The organism is Mesorhizobium sp. B2-3-13, from assembly GCF_006442195.1.
Lineage (GTDB): Bacteria > Pseudomonadota > Alphaproteobacteria > Rhizobiales > Rhizobiaceae > Mesorhizobium > Mesorhizobium salmacidum.
The window spans coordinates 304,431-327,331 of sequence record NZ_VFVQ01000001.1 but is presented as its reverse complement, the minus strand read 5'-3'; the positions used below and the strand labels follow the sequence as shown (position 1 = coordinate 327,331).

Sequence of the window (22,901 nt, the reverse complement as noted above, 5' to 3'; positions counted from 1 at the left end):
CCAAGCGGCCTCGTCCTGACCATCGATCTGCCGAATGGACCCGAGGTCCGGCCCTTATAGGAAGGTCGGCACCGTACTCATGGTCTGATGATCGCCAGATTGCCGGCGTTGACATCAAGGCGTCCGAAGGCTTGCTTCAGGAAATTTTGGTGCGGTCGAGAAGACTCGAACTTCCACGGGTTGCCCCACAGCGACCTCAACGCTGCGCGTCTACCAATTCCGCCACGACCGCACGTGGTAGGAGCCGGAACCGACCGGCTCGCGGCGTGTAGCAAATCGTTTCCGGCGAAACAAGTGCGCGATGAGCAATAATGTCCGGCAATTGGCATAACGTTCCACAGGATTGCAATGAGCATCCGGAACTGGACGTTTGCGCCTGATGTCGCCATATGGAGGCCAAAGGCATGTCGCCCAAAAGTGCAAGGCGGTTTTGGGACCACGACATGTATAAGCAAAAGCGACACACCATGACAGAACGCAGCCAGATCGCCACGTCGTTCCTCCCGTTGCCTGGTTCGGCGCCGGTAGAATGGCTGGTCGAACCTGGCCTTACCGCCTATCCCGATGCGCTGGCCTTCATGGAGGCGCGCGCCGAGGCGATCCGCAGCGGAGCCGCCGGCGAGATGGTCTGGCTGGTCGAGCATCCGCCTCTCTACACCGCCGGCACCAGCGCCCGCATCGAGGACCTGATCGAGCCTGACCGCTTTCCGGTCTTCGCGGCCGGTCGCGGCGGCGAATACACCTATCACGGGCCCGGCCAGCGGGTTGCCTATGTCATGCTCGACCTGAAGCGCCGGCGCGAGGACGTGCGCGCCTTCGTCGCCGCACTCGAACAGTGGATCATCGGTACGCTCGCCGCCTTCAACGTGCGCGGCGAGCGCCGCGAGGCCCGGGTCGGTGTCTGGGTGGTGCGGCCCGATCGCCCCGCCTTGCCGGACGGCTCACTGGGCGAGGACAAGATCGCGGCAATCGGCATCAGGCTGCGGCGCTGGGTCAGTTTTCACGGCATAGCCATCAATGTCGAGCCGGACCTTTCCCATTTCGGCGGCATCGTGCCCTGCGGCGTGCAGGACCATGGCGTCACCAGCCTCGTCGACCTTGGCCTTCCCGTGACGATGGCCGATCTCGATCTCGCGCTGAAATCCGCGTTCAAGGATGTGTTCGGTGCAGCCGTGGCCTTGCCCGCCGAAGTGGCCCGCAAGACCGGCTGACCGCGCGTCAGATCAGTTGGGCCGACGCCCACAACACGCCGCAGCCATGGATGGCGAACACCGCCAGCAAGGCCCCTGCGATGACGAGACGGTCAACGGTGCCGATCGGCTCCAGTTCGTGACGTGGCTTCACGCCGCTGCCGACGGTGAGCAGGCTGAGGATCGAAAACACCGCACCGGCCGCCAGCAGGAAGCCCGACGAAAAACCAGCCCGCCAGCCGAGCGCCAGAAAGGCCGAAAGCAGCGAGAAGGACGCCAGCGCCAGGACGATTGGCCCCGGGCAGATCTGGCGCAGCACCTGGCCGCCGTCGAATTTCCACACCGGCACCAGATTGGCGATGTTGAACAGGGCCACGCAGCCCGCAAGCGCGGCCAGCAGCGCGGCCGCGGCCTTGTGGCCCTCGCCGCCGGCAAGCACGCTGGCGGCAATGACGATCGGCACCAGGAAGGCTGAGAACCCCGCCCCCATCAACGCCACGAAGGCCACTTCGAAACGGCTGTTGTAGGGCCGGCCGCCAATGGCGATGCCGCCAAGCAGCGGGATGAAGATCATCCGCGCCCTGCGATGGCCCGTCAGCCGAAACGCCGCCATGTGGCCGAGTTCGTGCAGTGCCACCACCGACGTCAGGATCGCGGCCAGCGCCAGCCCGCCAAGGTGAAGGCCGAAGAACGGCCACAGCATCAACGCCGACAGCACGGCGAAGCCGACCTGGCTCAGCGGATGCTCGAACCAGCCGCCCTTGCGGTACTGCCCGGTCCTTGCCCAACACTGCAGCTTGGAGAGCTCGCGGCGCATGGCGAAGTAACGGAACACCAGGAAAGCGACGCCGCGATACCGGTCTGTGCGGCTGAGCGTCACGCGTGTGCCGCTGCCCTGCGAAACCAGTTCGGCGGTCTCGCCATAATCCTTCCAGAACGAGCCATCGAGCGCGGTGTCCTCGATCACCCGCATCGAGAAGCGGCTGCCCTCGACGACGTCTTCAAACCGCGCCCTGCGCTCGATCGGCTTGCCGTCGCGGCCTTCCCACGACAGCATGATGCGGGCCACGCCCCCTTCGTCCAGCGGCTGCGCCGACAGGATCTCGCCGGACCAGCCGGCATCGCTGCCAAGTGGCCACAGCGCTTGCCACAGGCGCTGCCGGTCCATTGCCACGACGCGGCTCGACCGGACCGTGCGCAAACCGAGCGGCACGGTCATCAAGAGAAAGATCAGCCCGAGATTGCTGGCCACGAGAATGGCCGTGACGATGGGCGACACCTGGACGTTGCTCCTGCCTGGAGGCGCACCCTAACGTCGCGGCGGCAAGAAAAGCTTAACGGCGGAGCGGCTTACGGCAATCGGGAAATAGCGATGGCGGATGCCGCCAACTCACATGGCTCCGATCCAGATCGCCATGGAAACAAGAAACGCACTCATGCAAACCAGTGAGATGACATCCTGAACCAAATCGGTCATAACTCTCTCCTGTTGTGGATATGTTTCTAATTTGTTCTAATTTTGTTCCATTGTCAACGAACAGAATCCGACCGCATCCAAAATCTCTGGGCGATCAGATCGGCAGAGTTAAGAAAAGGTTGACAGCCCGCCGCCTATCAACAGGCAGGGGAAATGGCGGGCGTCGGGCACTCGCGAAACACGCAGGTGTTGAGTTTCAGGTCAGGCCGGCAACACCTGACGCACAGACTAAAGCGGCACCACCTTGCCGTCGGAGAGCGTGACGCGCCGGTCCATGCGCGATGCCAGTTCGTGATTGTGGGTGGCGATCAGCGCGGCGAGACCCGATTGCCGCACCAGCGCCTCCAGCGCCTCGAACACATAGGAGGCGGTGACCGGGTCCAGGTTGCCGGTCGGCTCGTCGGCGAGCAGCACCAGCGGCGCATTGGCGACAGCTCGCGCAATGGCGACACGCTGCTGCTCGCCGCCGGACAGCTCGGATGGCCGGTGCGACGCCCGCTTGCCGATCTGCATGTAGTCGAGCAGTTGCGCGGCGCGCTCGCCCGCTTCCTTGCGCGGCAGCCCCTTGATGAGCTGCGGCATCATGATGTTTTCCAGCGCCGAAAACTCCGGCAGCAAATGATGGAACTGATAGACGAAGCCGACATCATTGCGGCGGATCGAGGTGCGCTCGTCGTCGGACAACCGGCCGCAGGCGCGGCCGGACAAGATCACGTCTCCGGCGTCGGGACGCTCCAGCAGGCCCGCCGTATGCAGCAGCGTCGACTTGCCGGTGCCCGACGGCGCCACCAACGCCACCATTTCGCCGCGCCGCAGCGAGAAGTCGGCGCCGTTCAGGATGGTGAGCTTGCGCGGCCCCTGGACATAGTGCCGCTCGACGCTCTTCAGCTCGATAATGACCTCGGCCACTACTCATACCTCAACGCTTCGACCGGATCGAGGCGGGCCGCCCGCCAGGCTGGAAACACCGTTGCCAGGAAGGACAACGCCAGCGCCATGATGATGACGTAGGTCGTCTCGCGCGGATCCATCTTGGCCGGCAACTGGCTGAGGAAATACAGCTCCGGATTGAACAGCACCTTGCCGGTCATCCAGGAGAAGAACTGGCGGATCGATTCGATGTTGGTGCAGATCAGGACGCCGAGCAGCACGCCGGCGAGCGTGCCCGTCACGCCGATCGCCGCTCCCGTCATCAGGAAGATGCGCAGGATAGCGCTGCGCGAGGCGCCCATGGTGCGCAGGATGGCGATGTCATGCCCCTTGTCCTTCACTAGCATGATCAGTCCGGAAATGATGTTGAGCGCCGCCACCAGCACGATCAGCGTCAGGATCATGAACATCACGTTGCGCTCGACCTGAAGGGCGGAAAAGAAGGTCTCGTTGCGCTGGCGCCAGTCGACGAGGTCGATGGGGCGTTGCGCCGCCTCTTCCACCTTCGGTTTCAGCGCATCGACCTCATCGGGATTGTCGACATAGATCTCGATCGTCTGCGCCCGGCCGTCCATGTTGAAATAGAGCTGCGCTTCGGAGAACGGCATGTAGACGATGGAGCTGTCGTACTCCGACATGCCGACTTCGAAGATCGCGGCGATCTTGTAGCCCTTCATGCGCGGTGTGGTGCCGAGCGGCGTCACATCCCCGTCCGGCGAGATCAAGGTGATGGTATCGCCGAGCGCCAAGCCGAGATTCTCGGCCATGCGCTTGCCGATGGCGACGCCCTCGCCGGTATCGAAATCGGCGAGCGTGCCTTGCTTGATGTTGCTGGCCACGATGGCGATCTTGCCGAGGTCTTCACCCCTGATACCGCGCACCAGCGCGCCGGTGCCGCCGCCGACATTGCCTTGCGCCAGCACCTGGCCATCGATCAGCGGAATAGCGTATTTGACGCCGGACACGCCGTTGATGCGGCTGGCGACCTGGGCATAGTCCTCGAGTGGCGAATCGAGCGGCTGCACGATCAGATGGCCGTTGACGCCGAGTATGCGCGTCAAAAGCTCGGCGCGGAACCCGTTCATCACGGCCATGACCACGATCAGCGTGGCGACGCCCAGCATGATGCCGAGAAAGGAGATCGAGGCGATCACCGAGATCACCGTCTCCTTGCGCCGCGAGCGCAAATAGCGCCACGCAACCGTGCGTTCGAAGATTGAGAACGGGCCGGCGCCCGCCGATCTCGCTGCCGCCGCCTCGCTCATGCGGCGGCACCGAAGCGTTTTGCCGCGTCGGCGATCGGCAGCGTCACGCGCTCGCCGCTCTTGCGATTCTTGATCTCGACCTCGCCGGCGGCCACGCCGCGCGGCCCGACAATCACTTGCCAGGGCAGGCCGATCAGGTCCGCGGTGGCGAATTTGCCGCCCGGCCGCTGGTCCGTATCGTCGTAGAGCAGGTCCTTGCCGGCGGCCGTGAAGGCAGCGTTGAGCTCGTCGCAGACGCGGTCGCAGTCGGCGTCGCCCGCCTTCATGTTGATCAGGCCGATATCGAACGGCGCCACCGCTTCCGGCCAGATAATGCCGTTCTCGTCGTGGCTGGCCTCGATGATCGCCGCGACCAGCCGCGACGGGCCGATGCCGTAGGAGCCGCCGGAGGCGAAATGATCCTTGCCGTCGGGGCCGGTCACCTTGGCGCCCATCGGCTTGGAGTATTTCTCGCCGAAGTGGAAGATATGGCCGACCTCGATGCCGCGCGCCGAGACCCGGTCACTTGTCGGGACCTTCTCCCAGGCCGCCTCGTCATGCATCTCGTCGGTGGCGGCGTAAGGCGTCGTCCACGTCTTGACGATGTCCGATATCTCGCCGTCATTGGCGAAGTCGGTGTTCGCGCCAGGCACGGCAAGCGACAGATAATCGCGATGGCAGAAAACCTGGCTCTCGCCTGTATCGGCCAGGATGATGAACTCATGGCTGAGATCGCCGCCGATCGGTCCGGTGTCGGCCCGCATCGGGATTGCCTGCAGGCCCATGCGGGTGAAGGTCCGGAGATAGGACACGAACATCCTGTTATAGGCGGCCCGCGCGCCCTCGAAGTCGAGATCGAAGGAATAGGCGTCCTTCATCAGGAATTCGCGCGAACGCATCACGCCGAAGCGCGGCCGCACCTCGTCACGGAACTTCCACTGGATGTGGTAGAGGTTGAGCGGCAGGTCCTTGTAGGACTTGACGTAGGCGCGAAAAATCTCGGTGACCATTTCCTCGTTGGTCGGTCCGTAGAGCATGTCGCGGTCCTGACGGTCCTTGATGCGCAGCATCTCCTTGCCGTAGTCGTTGTAACGGCCGCTCTCGCGCCACAGATCGGCCGACTGGATGGTCGGCATCAGGATCTCCAGCGCGCCGGCGCGGTTTTGCTCCTCGCGGATGATCTTGCAGACCTTGTCCAGCACCCGCTTGCCCAGCGGCAGCCAGGAAAAACTGCCCTGCCCCTGCTGTCGGATCATGCCGGCGCGCAGCATCAGCCGATGCGAGACGATTTCGGCCTCGCGCGGATTTTCTTTAAGGATAGGCAGGAAATAGCGCGACAAACGCATGGACTGGTCCGTGAATGAGAATGGCCACGCCAGAATCGGCGGAGCGCAGGCTTGCTTGCCCCGGCTTCATAGCGATTTCATGACCGAATGGAAACCCGGCCATCCCACCACATCAGCCCCTTCCGTCCCGGAATCCCGCGCTTCGGATCAGTCCGCGCCGACAATGGAACGCACCGATCCTCTTCGGATCTGCCCACCAATTCTTTGCGCGCGTCAATCGCGAACATGCCGCAAAGGCTCTATCAACCCTGGCTGTCCGTTTCAAAAGCAAAGCCTGCCGCACTATTGTGCAGTGCAGCACGAGAATGCCCGTTTCAAGGCAAAATTCTTCGTGACATTTTCATTTCCGTTAGGCTAATGTGCCCCGATAACCGAGAGGGCAGAAACAAATCTGCCTTCCTACGCGGTCAAAGTCTTGGGAGGATGCGATCTAGGCGCGGTCATTCGCTGCCGCCGGACACCGGAAACAGATCGGACGCGTTTAATTGCAAGGCCTTGTGCCTTGCATTTTTTTTGGGCAATCATCTGGTTAGCGCCGCGAATTGCCAGGCTACATGACCTTGCGTCAGCAGCCGGTGGCCGGCAGGCGGGGCGGCATCTCAATATCATCCGCAGCGCTCCGATCTCGTTGGAGCACCTTTGGGGAGCAGCCTTACCGGGCGCTCTATTTCGCTGGGGTCTGGCCGAAATCCGGCACGATGTGCGGGATGTCGTTGAGGCTATACCCCAGCCCGTGCGTCAAACCGTAGAAAATGCCCATCAGGATCGCCGTCGCGATGGTGGTGCGGATCACGGCACGCAACATATGCGGCCCGCGCGGCGCGCTCGCAACCGTGCCCAGCGTCACGTCATGATCGTCATCCTGCGTCTTGACGCTGAACGGCAGAACGGCAAACAGCACCACCCACCAAGTCGCGAAAAACAGGGCGGTGAACGAGACCCAGCTCATGATTGCTCCAGTTCGATCAGCGTACCGAAGAAATCCTTCGGATGCAGGAACAACACCGGCTTGCCATGCGCACCTGACTTGGGATTGCCGTCGCCAAGCACGCGGGCGCCGGCAGCCTTGAGCTGGTCGCGCGCGGCCAGGATATCGTCGACCTCGTAGCAGAGATGATGCATGCCGCCCGATGGGTTCTTCGCCAGGAATGCCGCGATCGGCGAGTTCTCGCCGAGCGGCTCCAGCAATTCGATCTTGGTGTTGCCGACATTGACGAACACCACGGCGACGCCATGCTCCGGCAAAGCCTGCGGCTCGGTCACTTCGGCGCCGAGTGTGTTGCGGTAAGCGGCAATGGCGGCAGTCAAATCCGGCACCGCAAGCGCGACATGGTTCAGTCGTCCGAGCATGGCGAGCTTTTTTCTCCCAGGTCCAAGGTTGGCGTCATACGTCAAATCAACCGAGACCGACAGCCTTTCACGAGGAGCGCACTGTCGCACCTGTTGCAAACGACATCAGCGAAGTACAAACGGCAATGTCCGGAATCAGCCCTGCCCGCGCCCGCGTGTTCACCTTCGATCTCGGGTCGTTCAAAGTTGCCGCTTTGCTCGACGCCGTTGATATCAGAGACAAGCTTGCATCGGCCTTCGCGGCCGGACAGCCGCCGGCGGCCGTGCACGAACTCGCGGTCTCGAATTTCATCGACCCGGATCGCTACGAACATTGCTTCGTCCCGACGCTGGTCGACACCGGTTCCGAAAAGATCCTGTTCGACACTGGCTGCGGAGATGAAGACAGTTCACTCCTGGGCTGTCTGCAAGCCCTTGGGCTCGGCCCCGATGACATCGATGTCGTGGTCATCACGCACGGGCATCCGGACCACATTGGCGGGCTTGTCCGGAACGGCGAACCGGTTTTCAGCCGGGCGCGCTATGTATTCGGCGCGGCGGAATTCGCCTTCTGGACCGAAGGAAATGCTGTGCGCGCGGCCAGGTTGGCCAACCGTGATCTCTTCAGGCGGATTTGCACCGGACTGGCCGATCGCGCGACATTCATAGCGCCTGGAGACGAAGTGGTGCCGGGCATCACTGCCATCGATGCAGCCGGTCACTCTCCCGGGCTTTTGGCCTTCCTTGTCGAAAGCGGCGGGCAGCAATTGCTAATCTGGTCGGACGCTTTCCTGCACTATGTCGTGTCCATCCAGCATCCAGAGTGGCATGCCGATTTCGACGACGACAAGGAAAGGGCAATCGAGACCCGCAAGCGGCTGCTGAGGATGGCTTCGGAACGGCGCCTGCTCGTCGCAGGTCATCACATGCCGTTTCCGGGCCTGGGCTATGTCGGGCAGATAGGCGGGTCCTTTCGCTGGATTCCGGTCAGCTATCAGTTGAACGTCTGACCAGCCCTGCCCCTCTCAACGGGTGACGAAAACAGTCACCAACGGTTTCTTGCCCCAGGCTTCGTTCGCCGCGCCGCGTACCGCGCGCCGCACCGCCTCCTGCACCAGGTCGAGGTCCTTGCGGCGCTGACGGGGGATCGAATCGACCGCGCCGACGGCCGCATCGATCATCAGATCCTCGAGCGTCTCGCCACGGGCATCGGCCTCGGCGACGCCAATTGCGACCAGATCGGGATCGCCGGCCAGTTCATACTTATCGTCGAGAACGACATTGACCGCGACATGACCGGCAAAGGACAATTTGCGCCGGTCGCGAATACCCATCGCCTGGTCGGTACCGATCAGATTGCCGTCCTTGTAGACGCGGCCGAACGGCACCTGGTCGATGATGGTCGCGGGACCCGGCGCCAGCCGCAGCATGTCGCCATCGCGCACCTGCGCCACCTGGCCGATGCCCGACATCGACATCAGCGAACCCTGCGCCACCAGATGCGCCGCCTCGCCGTGTACGGGAACGCCTATCTGCGGGCGCACCCATTCATACATCTTGCGCAGTTCGCTGCGCCGGGGATGGCCGGAGACATGCACCAGCGCATCGCCGTCCTCGATGATCTTGATGCCGAGATCGATCAGGCGGTTCTTGATTTCGAGGATCGCCTTTTCGTTACCGGGAATGGTGCGCGAAGAAAACACCACCGTGTCGCCCGCCGTCAGCGACACCGATTTCATCTCATCGCGCGACAGTTTCGCCAGCGCCGCCAGCGGCTCGCCCTGGCTGCCGGTGCAGATGATGACCAGGTTCTCGCGCGGGATGAAACCGAAATCCTCCTCGGCGATGAACTCCGGCAGACCGTCCATGTAGCCAAGCTCGTCAGCGACATCGATGACGCGCTTCAGCGAGCGGCCGAGCACCAGGCACTGGCGGCCGGCATCGCGCGCCGCCCGGGCGATCGAGACGATACGTCCGACATTGGAGGAAAAAGTGGTGACGGCGACGCGGCCCTTGGCGGCCTGGATGACACCTTTCAGGCCCTCGCCCACGGCCACTTCCGAGGGTGAATCGCCTTCGCGCAGCGCGTTGGTCGAATCGCAGATCAGCGCCAGCACGCCCTTGTCGCCATAGGCGCGGAAACGCGCCTCATCGGTCTTGGGTCCGATCGTCGGTTCCGAATCGATCTTCCAGTCGCCGGTATGGATGACGGTGCCGGCCGGCGAGGTGATCGCCAGCGACATCGGCTCGGGGATGGAATGCGCCACCGGAATGGCTTCGATCTCGAAGGGACCGACGGTGAACTTTTCGCCGGCCCGGTAGATCGACAGCGGGATCTTCGGTGCGCCCTGCTCGCCCTGCCGCTTGGCTTCCAGCAGCCCGGCGCTGAATGGCGTCATCCAGACCGGCGCCTTCAGCTTCGGCCAGGTGTCGAGCAGCGCACCGTAGTGGTCCTCATGCGCGTGGGTGATGATGATGCCGCGCAAATTGGCGAGGTTCTCCTCGATAAAGCGCGTGTCGGGCAGGATCAGGTCGACGCCCGGATGCGCCGCGTCGGGAAAGGTGACGCCGACATCGATCACGATCCACTCGCGCGCGCTCGGCGGACCGTAGCCGTAGAGGGCGAAGTTCATGCCGATCTCGCCGACGCCGCCAAGCGGCACGAAGACGAGTTCGGCGTTGTCCGCTTTCGCCATGATTTTTCCCTTCCTGGCCCTCAGGCCAAGCCGTTAAAGCAATTCCAGCAAAAGTGTCTAACCGTTTTCAGCCCGGAATTGCTCAAGAACAAAACTATACCCGCGCGGACGCGACCGCGCCGAAATGCACATCGCCGGCGGCGATCGTCAGAACAGACCCTTCATCGTCGCGGATCACGAAACGGCAGTCCTCGTCAATGGTCTCGAAGACGCCGCGCACCACATTACCGTCAATTCTGACAGCAACCTCGCCGCCAAGGCCAGCTGCGCGGGCCAGCCAACGCTTCCTGATGGCGGCAAGGCCACGCCCTTCGTCCCAAAGGCGGGCATTCTCGCTCCAGGCATCCGACAGCGCCAGAAACAGCGTTTCGGCATCGCAAGCCGCACCCAACGCGTGAAGCGATGTCGCGGGATACGGCAAATCCTGCGGGTGCGCCACCACGTTGACACCGATGCCTACCGCCACCGCGAAACGGCCACCATCAAGCATCGCCGACTCCAAGAGGATGCCGGCGAGCTTGGCCCCGGAGGCGAGCACGTCGTTTGGCCATTTCAGCTCGAAGCGGTTCCGTCCCTGGCTCGCACCGTCGAGACCTATCGCGATGCGGCTCTTCGGCACCACCGCGTCGAGCGCGTCCGCCAGCGCCAGCCCGGCGACAAAGCCGAGCGTCGCGGCCAGGCGAAGCTCGCCGGCGGTGATGACAAGCAGCGTCGCCGCCAGATTGCCTTCCGGCGTTGCCCAGGCACGGCCACGCCGGCCGCGCCCGCTTTCCTGTTTTTTGGAAACGACCCAGAGCTTGCCCGGGCCGCCCGCCCGGGCATGGTCCAGCGCCAGCGCGTTGGTGGAGCCCACACTGTCATGCGCTTCGAGCCGGAACCCTTCCGACGCCGAGGTTGGAGCCAGCCGAAATGCCATCCCGTCAGAAAAATGTCTTGGCGGCGGCTTCGGCATAGGTGCCGATCGGCCCGCCGATCAGCACATAGAACAGCACGAACGCGCCACTGACGCCGAGCACGACACGCAATTCGCTGGCCATCGGCACGAAGCCGCCGACCGGCTCATCGAACCACATGATCTTGATGATGCGCAGATAATAGTAGGCGCCCACCACCGAGGCCAGCACGCCGATGATCGCCAGCGCGTAGAGATTGGCGTTGATGGCTGCGAGGAAGACGTACCACTTCCCCCAGAAGCCGGCGAGCGGCGGAATGCCGGCCAGCGAGAACATCAGGACCGTCAGGATCGTCGCCATCACAGGGTTGGTCGACGACAGGCCGGCGAGATCGCTGATCTGCTCGACATTGCCTTCCTTGCGCCGCATGGCGAGGATGAAGGCGAAGGTGCCCAACGTCATCACCAGGTAGATCAGCATATAGATGGCGACGCCGCGCACACCGGCCTGGCTGTTGGCGGCGAGGCCGACCAGCGCGTAGCCCATATGGCCGATCGAGGAATAGGCCATCAGCCGCTTGATGTTGGTCTGGCCGATGGCGGCGAAAGCGCCAAGCGCCATCGAGGCGATCGAGATGAAGACGATGATCTGCTGCCAGTCGGAAGCGATCGGCTTGAACGCGCCCATGGTGACGCGCACGATCAGCGCCATCGCCGCCATTTTCGGCGCTGCCGCCAGGAAGGCCGTCACCGGCGTCGGCGCACCTTCATAGACGTCTGGCGTCCACATGTGGAACGGCACCGCCGAGATCTTGAAGGCAAGCCCGGCCAGCACGAAGACGAGGCCGACGACGAGGCCAAGCTGGCGCTCGCCGCCGCCAAGTGCGGTGGCGATCTCCTGGAAACCGGTGTTGCCGGTGTAACCATAGACCAGGCTGATACCATAGAGCAGCATGCCCGAGGACAGCGCGCCGAGGACGAAATATTTCAGGCCTGCCTCGGTCGAACGCAGATTGTCGCGGTTGATCGCCGCCAGCACGTAGATCGCCAGCGACTGCAGTTCGAGGCCGAGATAGAGCCCGATCATGCCGTTGGCCGAGATCATCAGCATCATGCCGAGCGTGCAAAGCAGGATCAGCACCGGATATTCGAACTTGTCGAAACGCTCCGCCTTGGCAAAGCGCATCGACATGATGAGCGTCACCGCCGAACCGACCAGCGCGAGCACCTTCATGAAGCGGGCGAAGGAATCCTGGATGAAGGCATTGCCATAGGCGGTGCCCTGCCCGGCGTGGAAGATCAGCCAGGCGCCTGCGATCACCAGCACGGCGACGGCAAGGCCGGTCACCGTATTGGCGGTGTTGGAACGCGAATAGGCCCCGACCATCAGCAGCGCGAGCGCGCCGATGGCAAGGATCAGTTCGGGCGTCGAGAGCGACAGGCTGGAGAGAAGGTCCGGCGTCATGGTTCGCAAAACCCCTGGGTCAGTTCGCCGCCGCGGTCTGCGCGGCGCCGATGGATGCGGTGACATTGGTGACGAGCGACTTGACCGACTGGGCCGTCGCGTCGAAGACGGGTGCGGGATAGACGCCGAAGAAGATTACCAGCACGACCAGCGGATAGATGATCGCCTTCTCGCGGGTCGACAGATCGAGCAGTCCCTTCAGGCTGTCCTTGGTTAGTGCGCCGAAGATCACCCGACGATAGAGCCAAAGCGCGTAGGCGGCCGACAGGATGACGCCGGTGGCGGCGAAGAACGCCACCCAGGTGTTGACGCGGAACACGCCGAGCATGGTCAGGAACTCGCCGACGAAGCCTGACGTGCCAGGCAGGCCGACATTGGCCATGGTGAAGATCATGAACACGGTGGCGTATTTCGGCATGTTGTTGACGAGGCCGCCATAGGCGGCGATCTCGCGGGTATGCATGCGGTCATAGATGACGCCGACGCACAGGAACAGCGCGCCCGAGACCAGGCCGTGGCTGAGCATCTGGAAGATCGCGCCCTGCACGCCTTCCTGGTTCATGGCGAAGATGCCCATGGTGACGAAGCCCATATGGGCGACCGAGGAATAGGCGATCAGCTTCTTCATGTCCTCCTGCATCAGCGCCACCAGCGAGGTGTAGATGATGGCGACGACCGACAGCGTGAACACCAACGGCGCGAACATCTCGGACGCCAGCGGGAACATCGGCAGGGAGAAGCGCAGGAAGCCGTACCCGCCCATTTTCAAGAGGATGGCGGCCAGGATGACCGAGCCTGCCGTCGGCGCCTCGACATGCGCGTCGGGCAGCCAGGTATGTACCGGCCACATCGGCATCTTCACCGCGAAGGAGGCGAAGAAGGCGAGCCACAACCAGGTCTGCATGTTGGCCGGGAAGTTGTGCGTCAAAAGCGTCGGGATGTCGGTGGTGCCGGACTGGAAGAACATCGCCATGATGGCGAGCAGCATCAGCACCGAGCCGGCCAGCGTATAGAGGAAGAATTTGAACGAGGCGTAGACGCGCCGCTTGCCGCCCCACACGCCGATGATGATGAACATCGGGATCAGGCCGGCTTCGAAGAAGACGTAGAACAGCACGATGTCCAAAGCGCAGAACACGCCGATCATCAGCGTTTCCAGAAGCAGGAAGGCAATCATGTAGGCCTTGACGCGCTTCTCGATCGCTTCCCACGACGCCAGGATGCAGAGCGGCATCAGGAAGGTTGTCAGGATGACGAACAGCATGGAAATGCCGTCGACGCCCAAATGGTAGGAAATGCCGGAGTCGAGCCAGGCGACCTTTTCGACGTACTGGAAGCCGGCCTGCGAATTGTCGAAGCCGGTCCAGATCAACAGCGACACCAGGAAGGTGAATGCCGTGGTTATGAACGCAATGGCGCGGATGTTGCGGCGCGCGTTTTCGCTGTCATCGTTGATGAACAGGATCAGCAGCACACCAACCAGCGGCAGGAAGGTGACCAGCGAGAGGATTGGCCAGGCGGTCATCAGAGCATCATCCAGGTGACGAGTGCGGCAACGCCGATCAGCATGGCGAAGGCATAGTGATAGAGATAGCCGGTCTGCAGCTTGACGACGCGGTTGGTGACATCGACGACGCGCGCCGAAATGCCGTCCGGCCCGAGCCCATCGATGATGGTCCCGTCACCGGTCTTCCACAGGAAGGAACCGAGACGCTTGGCCGGCCGCACGAACAGGAAGTCGTAAAGCTCGTCGAAATACCACTTGTTGAGCAGGAAGGCGTAGAGTCCGCGATGCTGGGCAGCGAGATTCCTCGGCATTTCCGGGGACCGGATGTAGAACTGCCAGGCCACCGCGAGCCCTATCAGCATGGCGATGAAGGGCGAGAGCTCGACCCACAGCGGCAGTTCGTGGATCTCGTGCAGGATGTGGTTGTCCGCCAGCGTGAACAGCGACGCCTTCCAGAATTCGGCATAGCCCTCGCCGATGAAGGCGCCGTGGAAGATGATGCCGGCAAACAAAGCGCCGGCCGCCAGGATGAACAGCGGCACCAGCATCACCGGCGGTGATTCATGGACGTGATGCATCACCTCGTGGCTCGCCCGCGGCTCGCCATGGAAGGTCATGAAGATCAGCCGCCAGGAGTAGAAGGAGGTGAAGCCGGCGGCGATGACCAGGGCCACGAAGGCCAGCCCCGCGACCGAATTGTGCCCGGCAAAGGCCGTCTCGATGATGGCGTCCTTGGAGAAGAAGCCGGCGGTACCGATAACGGTCACCGGAATGCCGACGCCCGTCAGCGCCAGAGTGCCGATCACCATCATCCAGTAGGTGGTCGGGATCAGCTTCCTCAAGCCGCCCATCTTGCGCATGTCCTGCTCGTCGGAGACGGCATGGATGACCGAGCCCGAGCCAAGGAACAGCAGCGCCTTGAAGAAGGCGTGCGTGAACAGGTGGAAGATCGCCGCGCCATAGGCGCCGACGCCGAGCGCCACGAACATGTAGCCGAGCTGCGAGCAGGTCGAATAGGCGATGACGCGCTTGATGTCGTTCTGGACCAGGCCGACGGTCGCCGCGAAGAAGGCGGTGAAGGCACCGATGAAGGTCACCACCGTCAGCGCCGAATGCGACAATTCGAACAGCGGCGACAGCCGCGCCAGCATGAACACGCCGGCGGTCACCATAGTGGCGGCATGGATGAGCGCCGACACCGGCGTCGGGCCTTCCATGGCGTCCGGCAGCCAGGTGTGCAGCGGCACCTGCGCCGACTTGCCCATGGCGCCCATGAACAGCAGCAGGCAGACGACGGTCATCGCCGCCTGCTTGTCCAGCGCATGGCCGAGGAAGGTGAGCACGGCGGCACCCTGCGGCGCGCCTTCAGCAGGAATGAACGTCGCCGCATTGGCGAAGATCGTGCCGAGATTGACCGAGCCAAACAGCACGAACAGGCCGAAAATGCCGAGCGCGAAGCCGAAATCGCCGACGCGGTTGACGACGAAGGCCTTGATGGCGGCGGCATTGGCCGACGGCTTCTTGTACCAGAAGCCGATCAGCAGGTAGGACGCGAGGCCCACCCCTTCCCAACCGAAGAACATCTGCACGAGGTTGTCGGCCGTCACCAGCATCAGCATGGCGAAGGTGAACAGCGACAGATAGGCGAAGAAGCGCGGCCGGTTCGGATCGTGGTGCATGTAGCCGATCGAATAGATGTGAACCAGCGCCGACACGGTGTTGACCACCACCAGCATCACCACTGTCAGCGTGTCGATCCGCAGCGCCCAGGAGACGTCCAGGCCGCCGGACTGGATCCAGTGCAGCACCGGCACGGTGAACACCTCGCCATGGCCGAAACCGACGCTGAAGAAGGCGACCCATGACAGCACGGCCGCGATCACCAGGAAGCCGGAGGTGATGTATTCGGATGCCTTGGCACCGAGCGACGTGCCGAACAGGCCGACGATCAGGAAGCCGAGCAGTGGAAGGAAGACGATGGCCTGATACATGGTGGTTCCGTCAACCCTTCATGGCGTTCACGTCTTCGACCGCGATCGAGCCACGGTTGCGGAAGAAGACGACGAGAATGGCAAGTCCGATTGCGGCCTCAGCCGCCGCGACCGTCAGCACGAACAGCGCGAACACCTGGCCGACCAGATCGCCGAGCGCCGCCGAAAAGGCGACGAAGTTGATATTGACGGCGAGCAGGATCAATTCGATCGACATCAGGATGACGATGATGTTGCGGCGGTTGAGGAAGATGCCGAACACGCCGAGCGTGAACAGGATCGCCGATACGGCCAGATAATGTGCGATGCCGACGACCATCTCAGACTCCTTCGCCCGACTTGACCTTGCGGATTTCCATGCCGGTCGCCGGCGTGCGGCCGACCTGGGCTGCGATCGACTGCCGCTTGACTCCTTCCTTGTGGCGTAACGTCAGGACGATGGCGCCGATCATGGCGACCAGCAGGATGAGGCCCGAAATCTGGAAGTAGTAGAGGTAGTCGGTATAGAGGATGTCGCCGAGCGCTGCCGTGTTCGAGCGCGCGGCGAGATCCGGAATGGGCTTTGCGACCGTCGAGGCGAGCTTCGGCGCGAAGGTGTAGCCGCCCAGCACGACGATCAGCTCCGCCGCCAGGATCAGCCCGACCATCGCACCGATCGGCGCGTATTGCAGGGCTCCTTCCTTCATCTCGGCGAAGTCGACATCGAGCATCATAACGACGAACAGGAACAGCACCATGACGGCGCCGACATAGACGACAAGCAGGATCATCGCCAGGAACTCGGCGCCGGTCAGCATGAACAGGCCGGCCGCGTTGAAGAAGGTCAGGATCAGGAACAGCACCGAATGCACGGGGTTGCGCGACGAAATGACCATGAACGCCGACGCCACCGCGACAAAGGCGAAGAGGTAGAAAAAGGCCGCCTCTAGTCCACTCAGCATTGGGGATCCCCCGGGTTCCTGTCCGGACACGACGCTTGCGCCTATCCGATTTTCTGCCGCCGCCTCCGGCTGGCAAGTTGCTTGTCCTTAGACGAGGCCCCTCGCCCCGTCCATGCGTCAAATGTCAGCGATACGGCGCATCCAGCGAGATGTTGCGCGCCAGTTCGCGCTCCCACCGGTCGCCATTCGCCAGCAGCCTGTCCTTGTCGTAGTAGAGTTCCTCGCGCGTCTCCGTCGCGAATTCGAAATTCGGCCCCTCGACGATGGCATCGACCGGGCAGGCTTCCTGGCAGAAGCCGCAATAAATGCACTTCACCATGTCGATGTCGTAACGCACCGTGCGGCGCGTGCCGTCATTGCGGCGCGGGCCGGCCTCGATGGTGATCGCCTGCGCCGGGCAGATCGCCTCGCACAGCTTGCAGGCGATGCAGCGTTCCTCGCCGTTGGGATAGCGGCGCAGCGCATGCTCGCCCCGGAAGCGCGGGCTGATCGGCCCCTTTTCGTGCGGATAGTTGATCGTCTCCTTCGGCGCGAAGAACTGGCGCATCGACAGGAAGAAGGCGCTGACGAAATCCTGCAGCAGCAGCGATTTTGCGGCTTGAGACAAAGCGGACATCACGCAAACCCCGTGATCTTGAGGAAGGCCGCCGTGGCGACGACCATGAACAGCGAGATCGGCAGGAACACTTTCCAGCCCAGCCGCATCAGCTGGTCGTAGCGGTAGCGCGGCACGAAGGCCTTCACCATCGAGATGCCGAAGAAGACGAAGCAAACCTTCAGCACGAACCAGATCACGCCGGGCACCCAGGTGAAAGGCGCGAAGTCGAAGGGCGGCAGCCAGCCGCCGAGGAACAGGATGGTGGCCAGCGCGCACATCAGCACGATGGCGACATATTCGCCGAGGAAGAACAGCAGGAACGGCGTCGACGAATATTCGACCATGTGGCCGGCGACCAGCTCCGATTCGGCTTCGACCAGATCGAAGGGCGGACGGTTCGTCTCGGCCAGCGCCGAGATGAAGAAGATGATGAACATCGGGAACAGCGCCAGCCAGTTCCAGTCGAGGAACGTGTTGGGCAGGCCAAGCCGCGTACCGAGCCCACCCTGCTGCGACAGCACGATATCGCTGAGATTGAGCGAGCCGGCGGTGAGCAGCACGGTGACGATGACGAAGCCGATCGAGACTTCATAGGACACCATCTGGGCCGCCGACCGCAGCGCACCGAGGAACGGATATTTCGAGTTGGACGCCCAGCCGCCCATGATTACGCCATAGACCTCGAGCGACGAGATGGCGAAGACATAAAGGATGCCGACATTGACGTTGGCGATCGCCCAACCCTGGCTGACCGGAATGACCGCCCAGGCCGAGATCGCCAGCACGGCCGAGACCAGCGGCGCCAGCAGGAAGACGCCCTTATTGGCGCCTGACGGGATGACCGGTTCCTTGAAGACGAACTTCAACAAATCGGCGAAGGCCTGCAGCGTGCCCCAGGGGCCGACGACGTTCGGGCCACGGCGAAGCTGCACGGCCGCCCAGATCTTGCGGTCGGCGTAGAGGATGTAGGCGACGAAAATCAGCAGCACGACGATCAGCACGACTGACTTCAGCAGGATCAGCAGCGCCGGCAGCACGTAGAAGGAGAAGAAGGTGTCCATGCTTATTCCGCCGCCTGCTTGAAGCCGCTCTTGGCCAGTGCCGAGCATTCCGCCATCACGGCCGATGCCCGCGCGATCGGATTGGTCAGATAGAAATCCTTGACCGGCGAGGTGAAGGTGCCCTTGTTCAGCCGTCCGCCTAGCTTCGCGACCCTGGCGATGTCCTCGGCATTACCAGCCGCGACCTGGTCGATGCGGGCGAGATGCGGGTATTCGCCATAAAGCTTGGCACGCAGTTGCGGCAGCGAATCGAACGGTAGTTTCTTGCCCAGCACGTCGGACAGTGCCCTGAGGATCGCCCAGTCCTCGCGCGCATCCCCCGGTGCGAAGCCGGCGCGGTTGGTCTGCTGCACGCGCCCTTCCGTGTTGACATAGGTGGCCGACTTTTCGGTATAGGCCGCCGCCGGCAGGATGACATTGGCGCGGTGTGCGCCGGCGTCGCCATGCGTGCCGACATAGACGACGAAGGCGCCGCCGGTCTTGCTCATGTCTATCTCGTCGGCACCGAGCAGGAACAGCACGTCCGTCTCACCCAGCATGCCGGCAACGGCCTTGCCGCCCTCGCCCGGTACGAAGCCGAGGTCGAGGCCGCCGACGCGAGCGGCTGCAGTGTGCAGCACGGCGAAGCCGTTCCAGTCGGCGCGGGCAGCATTGACGGCAGCGGCGAGCCTGGCCGCCTGGCCGAGCACGGCCGCGCCATCGGCGCGCGCCAGGGCGCCCTGGCCGACGATGATCAGCGGGTGTGTCGCCTTCTTCAGCGTCTGGAAGAACTTGCCGTTGCCATCCGCCAGATCCTTCAGCGAATCCGGCCCGGCACCCAGCTGTTCGTAGCCATAGCGCGTGTCGCCGACTTCGCCGATGACGCCGACCGGCAGATTGCCGAGGCGCCAGCGCTTGCGGATGCGGGCATTGAGCACCGAAGCCTCGAAGCGCGGATTGGCGCCGATGATCAGCACCGCGTCCGCCTGCTCGATGCCTTCGATGGTCGGGTTGAAGATATAACTGGCGCGTCCGAGCGCCGGATCGAGCGCGGCGCCATCCTGACGGCAATCGATGTTCTTCGAACCGAGCGAAGCCATCAAAAGCTTCAGCGCAAAGATTTCCTCGACCGCCGCGAGATCGCCCGCGATCGCGCCGGTCTTCTCAGGCGTCGTCTTCGAAACCGCGTCCTTGATCGATACGAACGCTTCGGCCCAGCTCGCCGGAACCAGCTTGCCGTCCTTGCGCACATAGGGGCGGTCGAGGCGCTGCGTGCGCAGCCCGTCCCAGATGAAGCGGGTCTTGTCGGAAATCCATTCCTCGTTCACGGCCTCGTTGACGCGCGGCAGGATGCGCATCACTTCGCGCCCGCGGCTATCGACGCGGATCGCCGAGCCGACGGCATCCATGACGTCGATGGATTCGGTCTTGGTCAGCTCCCACGGCCGCGCCTGGAAGGCGAAAGGCTTCGAGGTCAGCGCGCCGACCGGGCAGAGATCGATGACATTGCCCTGCAGTTCCGAGGTCATTGCCTGCTCGAGATAGGTAGTGATCTCGGCATCCTCGCCACGGCCGATCAGGCCAAGTTCGGAAATGCCGGCTACCTCGGTGGTGAAGCGGACGCAACGCGTGCAGTGGATGCAGCGGTTCATCACCGTCTTGACCAGCGGGCCGATATACTTGTCTTCCACCGCGCGCTTGTTCTCGTGGTAGCGCGAGGAATCGACGCCGAAGGCCATCGCCTGGTCCTGCAGGTCGCACTCGCCGCCCTGGTCGCAGATCGGGCAATCCAGCGGGTGGTTGATCAGCAGGAATTCCATCACGCCTTCCCGGGCCTTCTTGACCATGGGCGTGTTGGTGAAGATTTCCGGCGGCTCGCCGTTCGGACCGGGGCGCAGGTCGCGCACGCCCATGGCGCAGGAGGCCTGCGGCTTGGGCGGCCCGCCCTTCACCTCGATCAGGCACATGCGGCAATTGCCGGCGATCGACAGCCGCTCGTGGAAGCAGAAGCGCGGCACTTCCGCGCCCGCGTCCTCGGCCGCCTGCAGCAGCGTGTAATGGTCGGGTACAGTGATTTCTTTCCCGTCGACCTTGAGCTTTGCCATTTGTCTCAAACCCCTGCGGATTTCCCGCAATCTCATTTCCCGGGCGCGACAGAACCAGCGCCCGATATTCCGTTTACTTCTTGGCGGCCAGCGCCGCGGCCTGGGCAGTCCAGCCGTCGCGGCCGATACGGCCGTTGAACGACAGATAATCGTCGACCCAGGCGATCTCTTGCGGCGACCATGCCGCGATCTGGGCGAACGTCCAGATACCGAGACCGTTCAGCACTTTTTCCAGCTTCGGACCGATGCCCGATATCGCCTTGAGGTCGGACGGCTTCGCGGGCTTCGCCATGGCCTTGGGCTGACGGAAATCCTCGGGCAGCAGCACATCGGCGGCCTCGCTTGTTGCCGGAGCGGCGCTTGCGGTCGGCGCGATGATGGCGGTTTCCCTGGCTGCGATATCGGTGACTTCCTGGGCGAACGACTGCGCCTCGGCAATCACGGTCTTCGCCGTCGCCCGCGCCCTGGTGGATGACGAGTTCGCGTCCTCGAATTGCTCGACGCGTGCTTCGAAATCCTCGATCAGCGGCTGCATGAGGCGCTGTGACGCCTCGGCGGCTCCCGAAAGCGCGCCCATCCAGACGCCGAACGCATGATTGGCGAGCCCCATGCCAAGCGCCGACATCGCCACCGCACCCGCCACAGGGTGCGCGAAAAGGTTGACGGCGTTGGCCATCTCCTTCGGCAGCATCCTGGTCAGGTCTTGGTTCATCTTCTCGATCTGGTCCAAATTGGGCATCAATGGGTAGGGTGTCGAATACGGCGCCATAGAGTTCTCCTGGTCGATTCTTCGTTCGTCCCGCCCGTTTTCTTCCCGAGTTCAAAAGTTTCTTTTTATTCCGCCGCCACCATCACCGGTTCGGCCCGGTGCGCGTTGCGCGAAAATTCGTCGATACGCCGCTCCACCTCGCCGCGGAAATGCCGCATCAGGCCCTGGATCGGCCATGCCGCCGCATCGCCCAGCGCGCAGATCGTGTGGCCCTCGACCTGCTTGGTGACGTCGAGCAGCATGTCGATCTCACGCTTCTGCGCCTCGCCGCGCACCAGCCGCTCCATCACCCGCCACATCCAGCCGGTACCCTCGCGGCACGGCGTGCACTGGCCGCAGCTTTCATGCTTGTAGAAGTAGGAAAGCCGCGCGATCGCCTTCACGACATCGGTCGACTTGTCCATGACGATGACGGCCGCCGTGCCGAGGCCGGATTTGAGATCGCGCAACGCGTCGAAATCCATCGGCGTGTCGATGATCTGCTCCGCCGGCACCAGCGGCACCGAGGCGCCGCCCGGAATGACCGCGAGCAGATTGTCCCAGCCGCCGCGGATGCCGCCGCAATGCGTCTCGATCAGTTCGCGGAACGGGATCGACATCGCTTCTTCGACGGTGCACGGATTGTTGACATGGCCGGAGACGCAGAACAGCTTGGTGCCGACATTGTTGGGCCGGCCGAACGACGAGAACCACGCAGCCCCGCGGCGCAGGATGGTCGGCGCCACCGCGATCGATTCGACATTGTTGACCGTCGTCGGGCAACCATAAAGGCCGACATTGGCCGGGAATGGCGGCTTCAGCCGGGGCTGGCCCTTCTTGCCTTCGAGGCTTTCCAGCAGCGCCGTTTCCTCGCCGCAGATATAGGCGCCGGCGCCGTGATGCATATAGATTTCGAAATCATAGCCCGACGTATTGTTCTTGCCGATCAGCTTGGCCTCGTAGGCCTCCTCGATCGCCCGCTGCAGCGCCTCGCGCTCGCGGATGAATTCTCCGCGTACATAGATGTAGGCGGCAATCGCGCCCATGGCGAAGCCGGCCAGGAACGCGCCTTCGACCAGCGTGTGCGGGTCGTTGCGCAGGATATCGCGGTCCTTGCAGGTGCCGGGCTCGGATTCGTCGGCATTGATGACGAGATAGCTCGGCCGGCCGTCGCTCTGCTTGGGCATGAACGACCATTTCAGGCCGGTCGGAAAGCCGGCGCCGCCGCGTCCGCGCAAGCCCGACGCCTTCATCTCGTTGACGATCCACTCACGCCCCTTGGCGACGATGCCGGGCGTGTTGTCCCAGGCGCCGCGCGCCATGGCACCGGCCAGCGACTTGTCGAAGAGGCCGTAGATATTGGTGAAGATGCGGTCTTTGTCCTGAAGCATTTTTTCGTCCC

Annotated in this window: 20 protein-coding genes and 1 tRNA gene; 2 read left to right on the top strand and 19 right to left on the bottom strand. The window is 63.2% G+C overall.

Features of this window, described 5'->3' with window-relative positions:
* Positions 1-147: 147 nt before the first annotated feature.
* Positions 148-232 (bottom strand) — tRNA-Leu (locus FJ941_RS01525).
* 235 nt (positions 233-467) lie between these two features.
* Here FJ941_RS01525 and lipB point away from each other — a divergent pair.
* Positions 468-1,211 (top strand): lipoyl(octanoyl) transferase LipB, encoded by a 744-nt coding sequence (gene lipB, locus FJ941_RS01520; RefSeq protein ID WP_140502581.1) that lies wholly within the window; start codon positions 468-470, stop codon positions 1,209-1,211.
* A 7-nt stretch (positions 1,212-1,218) separates the two neighbouring features.
* On the opposite strand, the gene FJ941_RS01515 is transcribed toward lipB, so the two are convergent.
* The 6 genes from FJ941_RS01515 to mce form a co-directional block, all read right to left on the bottom strand.
* A complete protein-coding gene (locus tag FJ941_RS01515) occupies positions 1,219-2,469 on the bottom strand; it encodes a site-2 protease family protein (protein WP_140502580.1) in 1,251 nt (416 codons plus the stop codon).
* A gap of 426 nt (positions 2,470-2,895) precedes the next feature.
* On the bottom strand, positions 2,896-3,576 hold the full coding sequence (locus tag FJ941_RS01510) for an ABC transporter ATP-binding protein (RefSeq protein ID WP_027145277.1): 681 nt from the start codon (positions 3,574-3,576) through the stop codon (positions 2,896-2,898).
* Positions 3,576-4,862: a lipoprotein-releasing ABC transporter permease subunit gene (locus FJ941_RS01505; protein WP_140502578.1), complete on the bottom strand. Its 1,287-nt coding sequence runs from the start codon at positions 4,860-4,862 to the stop codon at positions 3,576-3,578. The genes FJ941_RS01510 and FJ941_RS01505 overlap by 1 nt, the downstream gene beginning before the upstream one ends.
* The gene (gene proS / locus FJ941_RS01500) at positions 4,859-6,187 is read right to left on the bottom strand and encodes a proline--tRNA ligase (protein WP_140502577.1); all 1,329 of its coding nucleotides are present in this window, start codon (positions 6,185-6,187) and stop codon (positions 4,859-4,861) included. Before proS ends, FJ941_RS01505 begins: the two co-directional genes overlap by 4 nt.
* A 664-nt stretch (positions 6,188-6,851) precedes the next feature.
* On the bottom strand, positions 6,852-7,136 hold the full coding sequence (locus FJ941_RS01495) for a DUF1467 family protein (RefSeq protein ID WP_140502576.1): 285 nt from the start codon (positions 7,134-7,136) through the stop codon (positions 6,852-6,854).
* Positions 7,133-7,537, bottom strand: coding sequence for a methylmalonyl-CoA epimerase (mce, locus tag FJ941_RS01490; protein WP_140502575.1), 405 nt, complete (start codon positions 7,535-7,537; stop codon positions 7,133-7,135). Before mce ends, FJ941_RS01495 begins: the two co-directional genes overlap by 4 nt.
* A gap of 125 nt (positions 7,538-7,662) precedes the next feature.
* On the opposite strand from mce, the gene FJ941_RS01485 reads away from it, so the two are divergent.
* Entirely contained in the window at positions 7,663-8,526 is an 864-nt protein-coding gene (locus FJ941_RS01485; RefSeq protein WP_140502573.1) for an MBL fold metallo-hydrolase, read from the top strand.
* Positions 8,527-8,541: 15 nt separating this feature from the next.
* On the opposite strand, the gene FJ941_RS01480 is transcribed toward FJ941_RS01485, so the two are convergent.
* The 12 genes from FJ941_RS01480 to nuoF all read right to left on the bottom strand — a co-directional run bounded on the left by FJ941_RS01480 (position 8,542) and on the right by nuoF (position 22,890).
* A complete protein-coding gene (locus FJ941_RS01480; RefSeq protein WP_140502572.1) occupies positions 8,542-10,212 on the bottom strand; it encodes a ribonuclease J in 1,671 nt (556 codons plus the stop codon).
* Positions 10,213-10,306: 94 nt separating this feature from the next.
* Entirely contained in the window at positions 10,307-11,128 is an 822-nt protein-coding gene (locus FJ941_RS01475) for a biotin--[acetyl-CoA-carboxylase] ligase (RefSeq protein WP_140502571.1), read from the bottom strand.
* Positions 11,129-11,132: 4 nt separating this feature from the next.
* A complete protein-coding gene (nuoN, locus tag FJ941_RS01470) occupies positions 11,133-12,569 on the bottom strand; it encodes an NADH-quinone oxidoreductase subunit NuoN (protein ID WP_140502569.1) in 1,437 nt (478 codons plus the stop codon).
* A gap of 19 nt (positions 12,570-12,588) precedes the next feature.
* Complete coding sequence (locus tag FJ941_RS01465; RefSeq protein ID WP_140502568.1) at positions 12,589-14,094, bottom strand: NADH-quinone oxidoreductase subunit M; 1,506 nt, start codon at positions 14,092-14,094, stop codon at positions 12,589-12,591.
* Positions 14,094-16,067 (bottom strand): NADH-quinone oxidoreductase subunit L, encoded by a 1,974-nt coding sequence (gene nuoL / locus FJ941_RS01460; RefSeq protein WP_140502567.1) that lies wholly within the window; start codon positions 16,065-16,067, stop codon positions 14,094-14,096. The genes FJ941_RS01465 and nuoL overlap by 1 nt, the downstream gene beginning before the upstream one ends.
* 10 nt (positions 16,068-16,077) lie before the next feature.
* Complete coding sequence (nuoK, locus tag FJ941_RS01455; RefSeq protein ID WP_027145288.1) at positions 16,078-16,386, bottom strand: NADH-quinone oxidoreductase subunit NuoK; 309 nt, start codon at positions 16,384-16,386, stop codon at positions 16,078-16,080.
* 1 nt (position 16,387) lies between these two features.
* Positions 16,388-17,008, bottom strand: a complete 621-nt coding sequence (locus tag FJ941_RS01450) for an NADH-quinone oxidoreductase subunit J (protein WP_027145289.1) — start codon at positions 17,006-17,008, stop codon at positions 16,388-16,390.
* Between the two features lie 124 nt (positions 17,009-17,132).
* Positions 17,133-17,624 carry an NADH-quinone oxidoreductase subunit NuoI gene (nuoI, locus tag FJ941_RS01445; protein ID WP_027025978.1) on the bottom strand — a complete coding sequence of 164 codons (492 nt, stop codon included), beginning with the start codon at positions 17,622-17,624 and terminating at the stop codon, positions 17,133-17,135.
* Entirely contained in the window at positions 17,624-18,667 is a 1,044-nt protein-coding gene (gene nuoH / locus FJ941_RS01440; RefSeq protein ID WP_023763315.1) for an NADH-quinone oxidoreductase subunit NuoH, read from the bottom strand. The genes nuoI and nuoH overlap by 1 nt, the downstream gene beginning before the upstream one ends.
* A gap of 2 nt (positions 18,668-18,669) precedes the next feature.
* Positions 18,670-20,751, bottom strand: a complete 2,082-nt coding sequence (gene nuoG, locus FJ941_RS01435; protein ID WP_140502565.1) for an NADH-quinone oxidoreductase subunit NuoG — start codon at positions 20,749-20,751, stop codon at positions 18,670-18,672.
* Positions 20,752-20,824: 73 nt separating this feature from the next.
* On the bottom strand, positions 20,825-21,520 hold the full coding sequence (locus FJ941_RS01430; RefSeq protein ID WP_140502564.1) for an NADH-ubiquinone dehydrogenase: 696 nt from the start codon (positions 21,518-21,520) through the stop codon (positions 20,825-20,827).
* 65 nt (positions 21,521-21,585) lie between these two features.
* Positions 21,586-22,890, bottom strand: coding sequence for an NADH-quinone oxidoreductase subunit NuoF (nuoF, locus tag FJ941_RS01425; RefSeq protein WP_015317342.1), 1,305 nt, complete (start codon positions 22,888-22,890; stop codon positions 21,586-21,588).
* Between the last annotated feature and the right edge of the window lie 11 nt (positions 22,891-22,901).

Coding starts and splice junctions, on each gene's coding strand:
- FJ941_RS01475 (WP_140502571.1), bottom strand. CDS start 11,128: ATGGCATTTCGGCTGGCTCCAACCTCGGCGTCGGAAGGGTTCCGGCTC.
- FJ941_RS01430 (WP_140502564.1), bottom strand. CDS start 21,520: ATGGCGCCGTATTCGACACCCTACCCATTGATGCCCAATTTGGACCAG.
- nuoH (WP_023763315.1), bottom strand. CDS start 18,667: ATGGACACCTTCTTCTCCTTCTACGTGCTGCCGGCGCTGCTGATCCTG.
- nuoG (WP_140502565.1), bottom strand. CDS start 20,751: ATGGCAAAGCTCAAGGTCGACGGGAAAGAAATCACTGTACCCGACCAT.
- FJ941_RS01480 (WP_140502572.1), bottom strand. CDS start 10,212: ATGGCGAAAGCGGACAACGCCGAACTCGTCTTCGTGCCGCTTGGCGGC.
- nuoL (WP_140502567.1), bottom strand. CDS start 16,067: ATGTATCAGGCCATCGTCTTCCTTCCACTGCTCGGCTTCCTGATCGTC.
- FJ941_RS01495 (WP_140502576.1), bottom strand. CDS start 7,136: ATGAGCTGGGTCTCGTTCACCGCCCTGTTTTTCGCGACTTGGTGGGTG.
- FJ941_RS01485 (WP_140502573.1), top strand. CDS start 7,663: ATGTCCGGAATCAGCCCTGCCCGCGCCCGCGTGTTCACCTTCGATCTC.
- proS (WP_140502577.1), bottom strand. CDS start 6,187: ATGCGTTTGTCGCGCTATTTCCTGCCTATCCTTAAAGAAAATCCGCGC.
- mce (WP_140502575.1), bottom strand. CDS start 7,537: ATGCTCGGACGACTGAACCATGTCGCGCTTGCGGTGCCGGATTTGACT.
- lipB (WP_140502581.1), top strand. CDS start 468: ATGACAGAACGCAGCCAGATCGCCACGTCGTTCCTCCCGTTGCCTGGT.
- nuoI (WP_027025978.1), bottom strand. CDS start 17,624: ATGTCCGCTTTGTCTCAAGCCGCAAAATCGCTGCTGCTGCAGGATTTC.
- nuoN (WP_140502569.1), bottom strand. CDS start 12,569: ATGACGCCGGACCTTCTCTCCAGCCTGTCGCTCTCGACGCCCGAACTG.
- nuoF (WP_015317342.1), bottom strand. CDS start 22,890: ATGCTTCAGGACAAAGACCGCATCTTCACCAATATCTACGGCCTCTTC.
- FJ941_RS01505 (WP_140502578.1), bottom strand. CDS start 4,862: ATGAGCGAGGCGGCGGCAGCGAGATCGGCGGGCGCCGGCCCGTTCTCA.
- FJ941_RS01450 (WP_027145289.1), bottom strand. CDS start 17,008: ATGCTGAGTGGACTAGAGGCGGCCTTTTTCTACCTCTTCGCCTTTGTC.
- FJ941_RS01465 (WP_140502568.1), bottom strand. CDS start 14,094: ATGACCGCCTGGCCAATCCTCTCGCTGGTCACCTTCCTGCCGCTGGTT.
- nuoK (WP_027145288.1), bottom strand. CDS start 16,386: ATGGTCGTCGGCATCGCACATTATCTGGCCGTATCGGCGATCCTGTTC.